Raw genomic sequence first — 12,090 nt, forward strand, 5'->3', positions numbered from 1 at the left:
ATGCCCGGCCCCAGCATTATGCATTGGAGTAATCGAAGCGCCCTGCCTAGCGTGGAGTCATGACCACTTCAGCACCCACTGCCACGGCGGAGCGCCGGATCTCCACCTCCGTCCTCGTCATCGGCACCGGCGGCTCGGGACTCCGCGCCGCGATCGAGCTGGCCGAGGCCGGCGTCGACGTCCTCGCGCTGGGCAAGCGCTCGAAGTCGGACGCCCACACCTCGCTCGCCGCCGGCGGCATCAACGCCGCCCTCGCGACGATGGACCCCGACGACAGCTGGCAGCAGCACGCGGCCGACACCATCACCGAGTCCTACCAGCTCGCCAACCCGCACACGGTCGAGATCGTCACCTCGAACGCCGCCCGCGGCATCCAGGACCTCGAGCGCTACGGCATGCCGTTCGCCCGCGAGGACGACGGCCGCATCTCGCAGCGCTTCTTCGGCGCGCACACCTACCGCCGCACCGCGTTCGCCGGGGACTACACCGGCCTCGAGATCCAGCGCACGCTGGTCAACCGGGCCGCCCAGCTCGACATCCCGATCCTGGACACCGTCTACGTGACGCAGATCCTGGTCAATGAGGACGGCGCCGTCTTCGGCGCGTACGGCTTCGACCTCGTCGACGGCACCCGCTACCTCATCCACGCCGATGCGGTCATCCTCGCCGCCGGCGGTCACAACCGCATCTGGCGCCGGACCTCCTCGCGCCGCGACGAGAACACCGGCGACTCGTTCCGCCTGGCCGTCGAGGCCGGCGGGCGCCTGCGCGACCCCGAGCTGGTGCAGTTCCACCCCTCGGGCATCATCGAGCCCGAGAACGCGGCCGGCACGCTGATCTCCGAGGCGGCGCGCGGCGAGGGCGGCATCCTCCGCAACGGCCTCGGCGAGCGCTTCATGGGCAAGTACGACCCCGAGCGGATGGAGCTCTCGACCCGCGACCGTGTCGCGCTCGCCTGCTACACCGAGATCAAGGAGGGCCGCGGCACGCCGAACGGCGGTGTCTGGCTCGACGTCTCGCACCTCCCGCGCGAGACGATCATGACCCGCCTCCCCCGCGTCTACCAGACGATGCTCGAGCTGCAGATGCTCGACATCACGAAGGACCCGATCGAGATCGCGCCGACGGCGCACTACTCGATGGGCGGCGTCTGGGTCCGCTCGGACGACCACAGCACCGACGTCCCCGGCCTCTACGCCATCGGCGAGGCGTCCAGCGGACTGCACGGCGCGAACCGCCTCGGCGGCAACTCGCTGATCGAGCTGCTCGTCTTCGGCCGCATCGTCGGGCAGGCGGCGGCGGAGTACTCCGCCTCGCTCACCGCGCAGACCCGCTCGGCAGCCTCGGTGCAGGTCGCCCGCGACGAGATCGCCGACCTGCTCGCCGCCGACGGCGAGGAGAACGTGCGGGCCCTGCAGCGCGCGATCCGCAACACCATGACCGAGCACGCCGGCGTCGTCCGCGACGAGGCGGGCCTGCTCGCCGGTCTCGCCGAGCTGGACGCGATCGAGGCGCGCATCGCCGGCATCGGCATCCACCCGGACATCGCGGGCTTCCAGGACCTGGCGCACGCCTTCGACCTGAAGTCGGCGGCGATGGCCGCGCGGGCCACCCTCGAGGCCGCGCTGGAGCGCCGCGAGAGCCGCGGCTGCCACAACCGCAGCGACTACCCGGAGATCGACCCGGCGCTGCAGGTGAACCTGGTCTGGTCGCCGTCGACCGGCATCACTCGCGAGGAGATTCCCGCGGTCCCGGAGGAGATCCAGGCGCTGATCCGCGAGGTCGCCACCGCGGGCAAGCTGCTCGAGTAGCGGCACCGCTCGCGCTCCGCACGCACGACGACGCCGGCCCGGGAGTGTTCCCGGGCCGGCGTCGTGTCGTTCCGCATCCGATCAGGCGCGGCTGCGGGCGCGTCCGCCGAAGCGGGTGTAGAGGAACAGCACGATGATCGCGCCGATGATGGAGCCGATGATCCCGGCCGGCTGGAGGAAGCCCTCCATCGGGTCGTGCTGGAAGATCAGGAAGCCGAGGAAGCCGCCGACGAAGGATCCGACGATCCCCAGCACGATGGTCATCAGGATGCTGATGTTCTGGCGTCCCGGGACGATGAGGCGGGCGAGAGCGCCGGCGATGAGGCCGACGACGATGAGGCTGATGATGAGTCCGAGCACGGGCGTCACCTTCCTGTCGAGCACGGCGGACCGTGCGGTGGGGCTCTGCGGTCGCTGAGCCGATGAGCAACCCAAGCAGTCGCGGAGGGGTGGCCGGTACACCCCTGGGGGTGTAGTCACGGAGCCCGGTCGCGCGGTACGGTCCGTGGATGGACAGAGCATGCCGGCGCCCCTGACCGTCGCCCTGGTCGACGACTACGACGTCGTCCTCAAGGGCCTCGCGCACATGTTCGACCACTACCGCGACCGCGTCGTCGTCGCCGAGATCGACGCGAACGCCGCGCTCTCCGACCGGATCGACATCGTGCTCTACGACTCGTTCGCCCAGCCGGAGTCGGACCTGCAGGAGCTCGCCGACCTCGTCCGCAACCCGCGCGCCGAGCACGTCGTCGTCTACACCTGGAACTTCCACCCCGACCTCGTCGCCGACGCCCTCGACCAGGGCGTGCGCGGCTACCTCTCCAAGACCCTGCCCGCCCGCGAGCTCGTCGCCGCCCTCGAGGCCGTGCGCTCCGGCGAGCTCGTCGTCAGCGAGCCGCCCCGCCGCGCCGGCACCGCCCCCGGCCTCGACTGGCCCGGCCGCCATGAGGGCATCACCGACCGCGAGTCCGAGATCCTCGCCCTGATCACCCAGGGCAAGAGCAACGCCGACGTCGCCGCCCTCACCTACCTCAGCCCCAACACGGTCAAGTCCTACATCCGCAGCGTCTACGGCAAGATCGGCGCCTCCAGCCGCACCCAGGCCGTCCTCTGGGGCGTCGAGCACGGCTTCACCCCCGACCACCACCGCATCGACCACTGGCTCGGCGGCCCGTGAACCGGCGATATCAGCTTCTCGCCGCGGCGGTCGGCACCGCACTGCTCCTGTCCGGATGCGCGTCCACACCGGCGTCGAGGGCGCCCGAGGGCGATCCGATCACCGCGGCCCGCGCACTCCCCGATGCGGGCGGCATCGTGAGGATCGGCGACGCGACGGGCACGTGCGGCGAGTACGTCCTGGATCAGGGCGAGGAGCTCCCCCGCGAGGCAGGCGCCTGCCTCGTGGACGCGTCCGCCCGCGGGGAGGCCGCCGAGCTCGCCTGGAGCACCCCGACCTCCGAGGGCGATCCGATCGTCTCCTTCGCCTTCGTCGGCGGCACCGCCACTCGTCTGCTCGTCTTCACGACGCACGCCTTCGACCGGCACAGCGGACTCGAGGAGCCGCTCAGTCCCGGCGAGAGCTGGACCGGCCACGCCTGCGACGATCCGTCCGACCTGTTCGGCACCGGCGACTGCGACCCCCTGGTCGAGGGCTGAGCGGCGGCTCTTGCGCGGGAACCGGGCCGTGTGGTCCGGTGGTCGGATGGACTCCACCTCCCCAGCCGCATCCGAGAACGCTGGAGACGGCGACGCCCTGCTGCAGGCGCTCTGCACGACCTCCGAGCTGGACGAGGACGGGGAGGTCGTCGCCGTCGGCGACCGGATCCGGCGGCTCGCCGTCCCCCACCGCGGCGGCTTCTTCGGCGGCGACCTCGACGAGACGCCGTGGATGCTCGACCGCTACGGCGACGCGACAGGAGCCGCCGACACGGTGTGGATCGAGGGCCTCGTGACATCCGTCGCGGCGATCCGGACCCGCATGACCCGGCGCGACGACGGCGTGTGGACGGTCCTGCCCGGCTCCGCAGTGCTCGAGCCGTTGCGCTCCACCGCGGACACGCGCAGGCCGGTCCCCGAGATCGACTGGGGTCCGCACTCGGAGCCCGACGCCGACGGGCACGCCTACGCGATGGGCTTCGCACGGCGGAGCGAGGGCGACGAGGAGCTCTCCGGCTGGCTGTTCACCGTGCGGCGCGCCTAGGGTGAGCGGACCGCAGCACGAGGGGGACGCGATGCCACGGAACCAGCACAGAGGCGCCACCGCCGCCGCGATCGCCCTGCTCGCCCTGCCGCTGCTCGCGGGGTGCGCGGGACCGACGCCCTACTCGGACTTCGACCGGACGCGGGACGACCGCGACGTGCTGCCGGATCTCGGCGACGTGAGCGAGCAGATCGAACCGGACTCCGTGCGCTTCGTCGGCACGGCCGAGGGCGTCGACGTCTATCTCGGCTCGTCGATCCGCGGCGACGACCACTGCGTGATCATCGACGGTGACGACGGGCCCGTGAGCGGCTGCGGCGGAGGGGGCGACCTGGAGGTGTCGCAGCGCACCTCGGTGGTGGTACAGGTGCATCCCGACGGCGTCGAGCCGGAAGACGTTCCCGGTCTCGACTGGACGGCCCTCGGCCAGAACGTGTCGGTCCGGTCCTACAACTGACCGCTGTCGCGCCTGCGGTAGGTCGCCAGAGCCACTCCGCCGGGCAGCGCGCGCAGGTCGACGGCCTCGAGCGCCACCGGCTGCGCGAGCCCGCCGAAGAGCGGGATCCCCGCGCCCAGCAGCACCGGCGAGATCTTCACCTGGATCTCGTCGATCTCCTCGATCAGCTGCGCGGCGAGGTCGCCGCCGCCGCAGAGCCAGACATCGCGCCCGGGCTCCCGCTTGAGCGCCGCGACCTGCGCGCGCACGTCGCCCGCCATCGTCTCCACCCGGTCGGAGGCGGGCAGTTCGCCGTGGGTCACCACGATCTGGCGCAGGTGCGGGTACGCACCGTCGACGAGCCCGGCGTCGACCGCGGGGGCGTGGCTGCGGCGGCCGAGCAGCACGGTGTCGAACCGGCGCGGCGACGCCGTGACGCCGAGCGCCGCCCGCAGGTGCGCCGGGCAGGTCTCCGGGTAGCGCTCGAAGAGATCGGCGAGGGTCTCCGGCTCAGTCGGGAACGCGGAGACGTCCCCCTCAGGATCCGCGAGGAAGCCGTCGAGCGAGGTGGCGATGTAGTAGACGAGACCGCGCATGCCACCGCACGGTACCCCTCCTCGGCGGGGGTCTTCTAGCCTGGAGGAAGAGGAGGTCCCCATGTCCGAAGCCAGGGATCGCGCCGCTCGCTACGCCGCGGAGCGCACGACCGGCGGCCGCCCGGAGACCGGCGACGAGCGCACCGGCTCCCTCCCCGAGAACGCCGAGGACCGCGCCGCGTTCATCGAGACGTCGATCCAGCAGGCGATCCGCCGGGGCGAGTTCGACGGCCTGCCCGGCGCGGGCAAGCCGCTCGAGGGACTCGGCGAGCACCACGACCCGGACTGGTGGATCCGCCGCAAGATCGAGCGCGAGAACCTCACCGGCATCGGTCCCGCCGCCTTCCTCCTCCGCGCCGAGGACCGGCGGCTGGACGAGCAGCTCGACCGGCTGATGCGGGAGTCCGAGGTGCGGGCGGTGCTCGCCGACTTCAACAAGCGGGTCGTCGAGGCGCGCCGGCAGCTCTTGGGCGGCCCGCCGGTGGTCACGCCGCTCCGCGACATCGACGCGGAGGTCTCCGCCTGGACCGAGCGCCGGAGCGCGCGGTTCGCAGCCGCCGAGGCGCAGCATCCCGCGCGTCCGCGCCGCCGGTGGTGGCACCGGCGCTGACCGCATCGCGCACGAGCGCGCCGATCCGCATCACTATGCTGGGAAACTCCGCGAGGGAGGGTCGGATGAAGGTTCCGCGCACCGCGACGACCCGCGTCGTCACCGAGATCAACCGGACGGCGATCGTCGACGCCCTCCGCCTGCACGGCCCCTCCTCCCGCAGCGCCATCGCGCGCCACACCGGCCTCAGCCCCGCGACCGTCGAGCGGCTCTGCTCAGCGCTGCTCGGCGAGGGCGTCATCGTCCTCGACGGCCGCGAGCGCTCCTCCGGCGGCCGGCCGTCCTCGCTCTACCGCTACGCCGGCGACGCCCGGGTGGTCGCCGCGATCGAGGTCTCCGAGACGCAGGCGCACGGCCGCCTCGTCGACTTCGACGGCAAGACCGTGCGCGACGAGGTCCTCGCCTTCGACCTCTCCGGCGACGGCTCCGACGCGGACCGCCGCCTCGCCGGCACCATCGAGACGGTCGACCTGCTGATGGCCGCGTCGAAGCGGATCCGCAAGCCGTGCGCCGGAGTCGGCGTCACCATCCCGGGCATCGTGCACGGTCCGGAGGGCCGGGTCACCAACACGATCGAGCTCGGCTGGAGCGACGTCATGCTCGGCAGCATCCTCAAGGCCCGCGTCGGCGTGCCGGTGCTGGTCGAGAACGACGCGAACGCCATCGGCTTCGGCGAGTGGTCCCGCGGCGCCGGCCGCGGCGCGCAGAGCCTCGCCACCTACGTCCTCGGCGTCGGAGTCGGCGCCGGCATCGTGCACGACGGCGCGCTGCTGCGCGGCTCGCGCTCGGCCGCGGGAGAGATCGGCTACCTGGTCACCGAGCGCTCCCACCTGGAGCGGCCGTACACGACCCAGGGCGACCTGGAGTCGCGGATCGCCGGGATCTCCCGGAGCTACGCGCGCGAGCACGCGGCGGACGCGACGAACCCGCTCGAGGCCCTGCTCGACGCGGCCGCGGCGGGCGACGAGGGGGCCCTTGCACCGGCGGGCGAGATCTTCGACTACATCGGCCTGTCCTGCATCGCGCTCTGCACGGTGCTCGATCCCGAGCTGATCGTGCTGGCCGGCCACCTCTCGCGCCAGCCCGAGTACGCGGTGCAGGAGGTGACCCGTCGCCTCGTCGGCCGGATCACCATCCCGCCGCGCATCGTCACCGCCGAGCTGGGCGCCGACGCGGCGCTGGTCGGCGTCGCGCAGCTGATCATCGCCCGCTCGCGCACGGCGACCTACCTCAGCTGAGGGCCCGGTTCAGCCGAGCTCCCGCTCCAGCACCGCGGCCGCCTCGCGGTCGAGCAGCACCGTGACGTCCGGATGGCCCTGCAGCGCCGAGGCCGGGCAGTCGACGTCGACCGGGCCGAGCAGCGCGCGCGCGACGGCGTCCGCCTTGGCCGCGCCCGAAGCGAGCAGCACCAGCGAGCGCGCGGCGAGGATCGTCGCGATCCCCTGCGTGATCGCCGACTCCGGGACGAGATCGATCCGCCCGTCGAAGAACCGCGCGTTCGCCTCCCGGGTGCTGCGCTCGAGCCGCACGACGTGCGTTCCGACGTCGTGCGGGGTGCCGGGCTCGTTGAACCCGATGTGGCCGTTGCCGCCGATGCCGAGGATCTGCAGCTCGACGCCACCGGCCGCCCGGATCGCGGCGTCGTAGTCCCGGCCCGCCTGCTCGCCGTCCGCGCGAGTGCCGTCCGGGACGTGCACGGCGCCCACGCCGAGCGGCACGCGCACCTCGCGGTCGAGGACCGCGCGGTAGCTCTCGGGATGCCCTGGGTCGATCCCCACGTACTCGTCGAGCGCGAAGGCGCTCACCCCGGTGAAGTCGAGCCGGCCCGCCGCGACCCGGCCGGCGAGCTCGCGGTAGAGCAGCGAGGGCGTCGAGCCGGTCGCGACGCCGAGCACCGCGCGCGGGTCGGCGAGGACCCGCGCGGCGACCAGGTCGGCCGCGGCGCACGAGGCCTCGGCGAAGGAGTCGACGACATGGACCGAGGTCCCCGGGGCGAAGCCCGTCCTGCCCGTCGTCGGACCGGCGATGCTCACGAGGCCACCTCCGAGAGCGTGCGCTCGGCGGCCGCCAGGGCGTGGGCGTGCGCCATCGCGCCGACCACCGGCGGGCGCCGCACGACGACGAAGCCGAGCTGCGGGGCCTCCTCGGCCAGCCGTTCGCGGATCCGCCGCTCGTAGACGGGCTGGTTCACGATCACGCCGCCGCCCGCGACGACGAGCGAGCCGATCGCGCCGCGGCGCACGAGCGAGGCGACGCCCGCCGCGAGCGCACGGGCGGCGTCCTCCAGGATCCGCTCGGCGAGCGACGAGCCGGAGGCCGCCTGCTCGAAGACGAGCGGGGCGAACGCCCCCCAGGCCGCGCCGCCCGCGATGCGCGTCGCCTCGGCGGCGAGGGTGGCCGCGTCGCTCGCGCCGAAGGCGGCGAGGACCGCGCCGATCAGCGGGTCCGGCGCCCCGCCGTCGGAGGCGATGCCGCGGTCGCAGGCCACCAGCGTCTCGCGCAGCGCCGTCGACACCAGGTCGTGCGCGCTGCCGCGGTCGCCGAGCGGCCAGCCGTGGCCGTCGACCGTGATCCGCGTGCCGTCGATGGTCGTTCCGCAGATCACAGCGCCGGTGCCGACGATCATCTGGATGCTCGGCTCCTCCTGCTCCGCGAAGCCGAGCAGCTCGGCGTCGTTGACGACCGTCACCGCGCGGCCGAGGTGGAGCGACAGAGTCGCCGTCGCCTCGCGCATCTGCCCGGGGGTGTCGCAGCCGTGCACGCCGAAGACCACCACGGCGTCCCCGGCGAGCGGGCGCAGGCGCAGCAGCACGCCGGCCAGACGCGGCAGGTTCTCGGGGTCGGCGAAGAGCTCGCCCGAGCGCCAGGTGCTCGAGGGGAGGACCAGGTCCTCCTCCGCGCCGGCCGTGTCGAGCAGGCGGACGTGCGTCTTGGTCCCGCCCACGTCGACACCGACGAGGTGGGCTGCGGCTCGGGGAGGATTATTCGTCACAGTGGCATGAAAGCACCTCTCGGCCCGGGGGACAAGGCGGCTGGCGCGGGATGCGGCCCCTCGCACACCTCCGCGTTACGGCGCTGTTTCCGCGAGTTACGGCCCGATCACGACTTCACGCGCCTCGGAGATATCTGTTGACCTATATTTCTCGTATTGATAAGAAAGCACTACCGCCTCGACGACGAAGCGCCCGCGCCTCGTCGACTGACAGACACATGAAAGGTGTTCCGTTGAAGAAGACAGCACGCGCCACCCTGGCGCTCCTCGGCACGGGAGTGCTGATCGCTTCTCTCGCCGGGTGCGCGAACGGCTCCTCCGGAGCCGGCGCCTCCGAGCCCCTCCAGTTCGTCCTCTCCGGCGACGGCACCCAGGGCGGCGGCTACCAGAAGATGGCCGATCTCTACCAGGAGCAGACCGGTGTCGAGGTCGAGATCGTGGACGTCCCGGGCGACGACCTGACGACCCGCCTGCGCAACAGCGCCCAGGCGAACGACCTGCCGGCCCTCGCTGCGGCCGCCAACGTCGACCCGCTGTGGAAGGACCAGATCCTCGACCTCTCGCAGATCGCCGAGGACCAGGACATCCTGCCGCTGCTCGCCGTGCCGGACCCCGAGGACGGCAAGGTCAAGGCGCTGCCCACCAGCCTCACCTCGGTCGGCATGTTCATCAACAAGTCGCTCTTCGACGAGGCGGGCGTCTCGTACCCCACCGACGCGACGCAGAGCTGGACCTGGGACGAGTTCGTCGCCAAGTCCGAGGAGGTCCAGGCGGCCACCGGCGCGCAGTACGGCATGGTGATGGACAACTCCGCGCACCGCCTCCGCTCCTTCCTCTACGAATTCGGCAGCGAGGGAATCGTCGACGACGGCGGCACCTTCACCGCCAATGACGAGACCAAGACGGCGCTGGAGTACTTCAAGAAGCTCAACGACGACGGCTTCATGCCCAAGTCGGTCTGGACCGCGGGCGAGGACGCCAGCGCGACCTTCAAGAGCGGCCAGGTCGTCTCCTACTACTCCGGCGTCTGGCAGATCGCGGACTTCCAGTCCAACATCACCCAGTTCGAGTGGGCCTCGGTGCCGACCCCGCAGCAGCCCGTCAAGGCGACCAACTACGGCGCCGCCTCGTGGATCGTCGCCTTCGACGGCACCGGCCAGGAGGAGGAGGCCCAGAAGTTCATCGACTGGCTCTACCAGCCCGAGCAGTACTCCGCGTACTGCGAGATCGCCGGCTGCCTGCCCGCCGTCACCGGTCTCGAGATGAACTACCCGGCCAACCAGGACGCGTTCGCGCTCTACAACGCCGAGATCGCGGCCTCGCCCGCCGTCTCCTCGCTGCAGACCGTCGACCAGCTGATCGGCGGCTACGAGGGCAAGTTCCTCCAGTCGGAGCCGCTCAAGGACGAGACGATCAAGTACCTCAACGACCAGCAGAGCGTCGACGAGACCATCGACAACATCCTGTCGACGACCCAGGCCGCCCTCGGCGAGTAGGTCCCCCCACCGGGCGGTGCGGGGTCCTTCCCGCACCGCCCTCCCCCTCGCAGGACCACCCGATCAGGAGAGCACCATGACCGTCCAGCCGCTCGTCACGCCGTCCTCGCCACCGGAGGCGGTCCTCACGGTCCCCGGCGCGGGTCGCGGATCGAAGGGCTCGCGCCGGCGCTCCGTGCGCCGCCCCCGCTACGTCGTCAGCACCGTGCTGCTGACGGTCGGCGTCGCGATCCTCTTCGCCCTCTTCTTCGTCTGGCCGGGCGCGCTCGGCGTGATGTACTCCTTCACCTCGTACCGGGGCTTCGGCGACATCGAGTTCGTCGGCCTCGACAACTACACGGCGCTCGCGCAGGACCCGGTCTTCTACGCCGCGGTCGGCCGCACGCTCGTCTACGCGCTGTTCTCGGTGCCGTTCGCCTGCGGCCTCTCGCTGCTGATGGCCGTGGCGCTGAACAATGCGCGGGCCAAGGGCAAGATCGGCGCCCGCATCATCTTCTTCCTGCCCTGGCTGGTCTCCCCCATCGTCGCGGGCGTCATCTGGCGCTGGATGTTCGGCGAGAGCTTCGGCTTCGTCAACTTCGCCATCACCTCGCTCGGCGGCGGCGCCGTGCCGTGGTCCTCGAACGCCGACCTCTCGCTCTTCGTCGTGATCCTCGCCTCCGCGTGGGGCGGCGCGGCCTTCAACATGCTGCTGTTCATCGCGGCGCTGAACAACGTGCCGACCTCGCACTACGAGGCGGCCGAGCTCGACGGCGCGAACCCCTGGCAGCGCTTCGTCTCGATCACCCTCCCCGGCATCGCGCCGACCACCCTGCTCGTCGTCCTGCTCTCGACGCTCGGGCACATGAAGGAGTTCGCGATGATCCAGGCCCTCAACAACGGCGGCCCGGGCACCGAGAACCAGCTCATCGTCCAGTACATCTTCCAGACCGGATTCGCGCAGTCGAACGTCGGCTACGCCAGCGCCGCCTCGATGGTGCTGCTGGTGATCCTGCTGATCATCGCCGCCGTCCAGCTCGCCATCAGCAAGAGGAGCCAGGCATGGTGACCACGACCCCCGCCCCCGCCCGCACCACCCGCGCGAAGCGCACGCCGGCGGCACCCGCGCCGATGACCCGGAAGAAGACCGGCGAGCTCCGCCGCTCGATCGGCCCGACCGCGATGCTCTGGGCGATCGCGATCCTCACGCTCTTCCCGCTGCTCTGGTTCCTGCTCAGCTCCTTCAAGGGCGGCGGCGACCTCTTCACCTACCCGCTCTCGCTGCTGCCGCGCGAGTGGACCCTGGACGGCTACCAGCGCGCGCTGGAGCGGGTCGACTTCGTCCGCTACTTCTCGAACACCTTCGTGGTCGCGACGCTGACCACGCTGCTCACCGTCTTCTTCAGCGCGACGACCGGCTACGCCCTGGCCAAGTACAAGTCGCCGTGGCTGAGCGTGCTGGCGCTCTGCATCCTCGCGACGACGATGCTGCCCGGCGAGGTCATCCTCAACCCGGTCTTCACCGTGGTCCGCGACCTCGGGATGTACAACACGCTGATGGGCATCATCATGCCGTCGATCCTCACCCCGACCGGCGTCTTCATGTTCCGGCAGTTCTTCATCACCGTGCCGGACGAGCTGCTCGACGCCGCCCGGATCGACGGGGCGCGCGAGCTGTCGATCTTCTTCCGGATCATGCTGCCGCTGTCGAAGCCGATCATCCTGACGCTGTCGATCATCTCGTTCCAGTGGCGCTGGAACGACTACATCTTCCCGCTGATCATCCTCAGCGACCCGAAGAACTTCACCCTGCAGATCGCGCTGCGCCAGCTGATCGGCGCCCAGAACATCGACTGGGCGATCCTGCTCTCGGCCTCGGTGCTCTCGATGCTGCCGCTGGTGGCGATCTACCTGGTGTTCCAGAAGTACATCACCGGGTCCGACATCAACGCGGGGCTGCGCGACTAGAG

At 71.4% G+C, this 12,090-nt stretch carries 14 protein-coding genes; 10 read left to right on the forward strand and 4 right to left on the reverse strand.

Translation table 11 applies throughout. The annotated features are described in order from the left end of the window. Positions 1 to 59 precede the first annotated feature (59 nt). Positions 60 to 1,811: an L-aspartate oxidase gene (locus MT353_RS11310; protein WP_243624469.1), complete on the forward strand. Its 1,752-nt coding sequence runs from the start codon at positions 60 to 62 to the stop codon at positions 1,809 to 1,811. An 81-nt stretch (positions 1,812 to 1,892) separates the two neighbouring features. Here MT353_RS11310 and MT353_RS11315 read toward each other — a convergent pair whose 3' ends face one another. Then, positions 1,893 to 2,171: a GlsB/YeaQ/YmgE family stress response membrane protein gene (locus MT353_RS11315; RefSeq protein WP_123445883.1), complete on the reverse strand. Its 279-nt coding sequence runs from the start codon at positions 2,169 to 2,171 to the stop codon at positions 1,893 to 1,895. 160 nt (positions 2,172 to 2,331) lie between these two features. Here MT353_RS11315 and MT353_RS11320 point away from each other — a divergent pair, with 160 nt between their 5' ends. The 4 genes from MT353_RS11320 to MT353_RS11335 are packed head-to-tail and all read left to right on the forward strand — an operon-like array spanning position 2,332 to position 4,468. Continuing rightward, positions 2,332 to 2,988: a response regulator transcription factor gene (locus MT353_RS11320; RefSeq protein WP_123445882.1), complete on the forward strand. Its 657-nt coding sequence runs from the start codon at positions 2,332 to 2,334 to the stop codon at positions 2,986 to 2,988. Further along, a complete protein-coding gene (locus MT353_RS11325; protein ID WP_243624470.1) occupies positions 2,985 to 3,467 on the forward strand; it encodes a hypothetical protein in 483 nt (160 codons plus the stop codon). The genes MT353_RS11320 and MT353_RS11325 overlap by 4 nt, the downstream gene beginning before the upstream one ends. A 46-nt stretch (positions 3,468 to 3,513) precedes the next feature. Next, entirely contained in the window at positions 3,514 to 4,011 is a 498-nt protein-coding gene (locus MT353_RS11330) for a hypothetical protein (RefSeq protein ID WP_243624471.1), read from the forward strand. Between the two features lie 31 nt (positions 4,012 to 4,042). Further along, positions 4,043 to 4,468, forward strand: a complete 426-nt coding sequence (locus tag MT353_RS11335) for a hypothetical protein (RefSeq protein WP_243599212.1) — start codon at positions 4,043 to 4,045, stop codon at positions 4,466 to 4,468. On the opposite strand, the gene MT353_RS11340 is transcribed toward MT353_RS11335, so the two are convergent. Continuing rightward, complete coding sequence (locus MT353_RS11340) at positions 4,459 to 5,043, reverse strand: dihydrofolate reductase family protein (protein WP_243624472.1); 585 nt, start codon at positions 5,041 to 5,043, stop codon at positions 4,459 to 4,461. The two genes, MT353_RS11335 and MT353_RS11340, sit on opposite strands and share 10 nt — an antisense overlap. A 61-nt stretch (positions 5,044 to 5,104) precedes the next feature. Here MT353_RS11340 and MT353_RS11345 point away from each other — a divergent pair, with 61 nt between their 5' ends. Next, positions 5,105 to 5,653: a DUF1992 domain-containing protein gene (locus MT353_RS11345; RefSeq protein WP_243624473.1), complete on the forward strand. Its 549-nt coding sequence runs from the start codon at positions 5,105 to 5,107 to the stop codon at positions 5,651 to 5,653. Positions 5,654 to 5,718: 65 nt separating this feature from the next. Next, positions 5,719 to 6,891 (forward strand): ROK family transcriptional regulator, encoded by a 1,173-nt coding sequence (locus MT353_RS11350; RefSeq protein WP_185020219.1) that lies wholly within the window; start codon positions 5,719 to 5,721, stop codon positions 6,889 to 6,891. A gap of 9 nt (positions 6,892 to 6,900) precedes the next feature. Here the strand turns inward: MT353_RS11350 and MT353_RS11355 are convergent, their stop codons facing one another. Beyond that, positions 6,901 to 7,686, reverse strand: coding sequence for a glucosamine-6-phosphate deaminase (locus tag MT353_RS11355; RefSeq protein ID WP_243624474.1), 786 nt, complete (start codon positions 7,684 to 7,686; stop codon positions 6,901 to 6,903). Further along, positions 7,683 to 8,645 carry a BadF/BadG/BcrA/BcrD ATPase family protein gene (locus tag MT353_RS11360; RefSeq protein ID WP_243624475.1) on the reverse strand — a complete coding sequence of 321 codons (963 nt, stop codon included), beginning with the start codon at positions 8,643 to 8,645 and terminating at the stop codon, positions 7,683 to 7,685. Before MT353_RS11360 ends, MT353_RS11355 begins: the two co-directional genes overlap by 4 nt. A gap of 233 nt (positions 8,646 to 8,878) precedes the next feature. On the opposite strand from MT353_RS11360, the gene MT353_RS11365 reads away from it, so the two are divergent. The 3 genes from MT353_RS11365 (at position 8,879) to MT353_RS11375 (ending at position 12,088) form a co-directional block, all read left to right on the forward strand. After that, positions 8,879 to 10,141, forward strand: coding sequence for an ABC transporter substrate-binding protein (locus MT353_RS11365; RefSeq protein WP_243582014.1), 1,263 nt, complete (start codon positions 8,879 to 8,881; stop codon positions 10,139 to 10,141). Positions 10,142 to 10,217: 76 nt separating this feature from the next. Further along, on the forward strand, positions 10,218 to 11,189 hold the full coding sequence (locus MT353_RS11370) for a carbohydrate ABC transporter permease (protein WP_243624476.1): 972 nt from the start codon (positions 10,218 to 10,220) through the stop codon (positions 11,187 to 11,189). Next, positions 11,183 to 12,088, forward strand: coding sequence for a carbohydrate ABC transporter permease (locus MT353_RS11375; protein ID WP_243624477.1), 906 nt, complete (start codon positions 11,183 to 11,185; stop codon positions 12,086 to 12,088). The genes MT353_RS11370 and MT353_RS11375 overlap by 7 nt, the downstream gene beginning before the upstream one ends. Positions 12,089 to 12,090: the final 2 nt, after the last annotated feature.

The organism is Rathayibacter sp. VKM Ac-2927 (genome assembly GCF_022815525.1).
Classification (GTDB): Bacteria; Actinomycetota; Actinomycetes; order Actinomycetales; family Microbacteriaceae; genus Rathayibacter; species Rathayibacter festucae.

Bases quoted from the DNA above. Each gene is read 5' to 3' on its own strand.
- MT353_RS11375 (WP_243624477.1), top strand. From the start codon at position 11,183: ATGGTGACCACGACCCCCGCCCCCGCCCGCACCACCCGCGCGAAGCGC.
- MT353_RS11335 (WP_243599212.1), top strand. From the start codon at position 4,043: ATGCCACGGAACCAGCACAGAGGCGCCACCGCCGCCGCGATCGCCCTG.
- MT353_RS11330 (WP_243624471.1), top strand. From the start codon at position 3,514: ATGGACTCCACCTCCCCAGCCGCATCCGAGAACGCTGGAGACGGCGAC.
- MT353_RS11345 (WP_243624473.1), top strand. From the start codon at position 5,105: ATGTCCGAAGCCAGGGATCGCGCCGCTCGCTACGCCGCGGAGCGCACG.
- MT353_RS11350 (WP_185020219.1), top strand. From the start codon at position 5,719: ATGAAGGTTCCGCGCACCGCGACGACCCGCGTCGTCACCGAGATCAAC.
- MT353_RS11320 (WP_123445882.1), top strand. From the start codon at position 2,332: ATGCCGGCGCCCCTGACCGTCGCCCTGGTCGACGACTACGACGTCGTC.
- MT353_RS11310 (WP_243624469.1), top strand. From the start codon at position 60: ATGACCACTTCAGCACCCACTGCCACGGCGGAGCGCCGGATCTCCACC.
- MT353_RS11370 (WP_243624476.1), top strand. From the start codon at position 10,218: ATGACCGTCCAGCCGCTCGTCACGCCGTCCTCGCCACCGGAGGCGGTC.
- MT353_RS11340 (WP_243624472.1), bottom strand. From the start codon at position 5,043: ATGCGCGGTCTCGTCTACTACATCGCCACCTCGCTCGACGGCTTCCTC.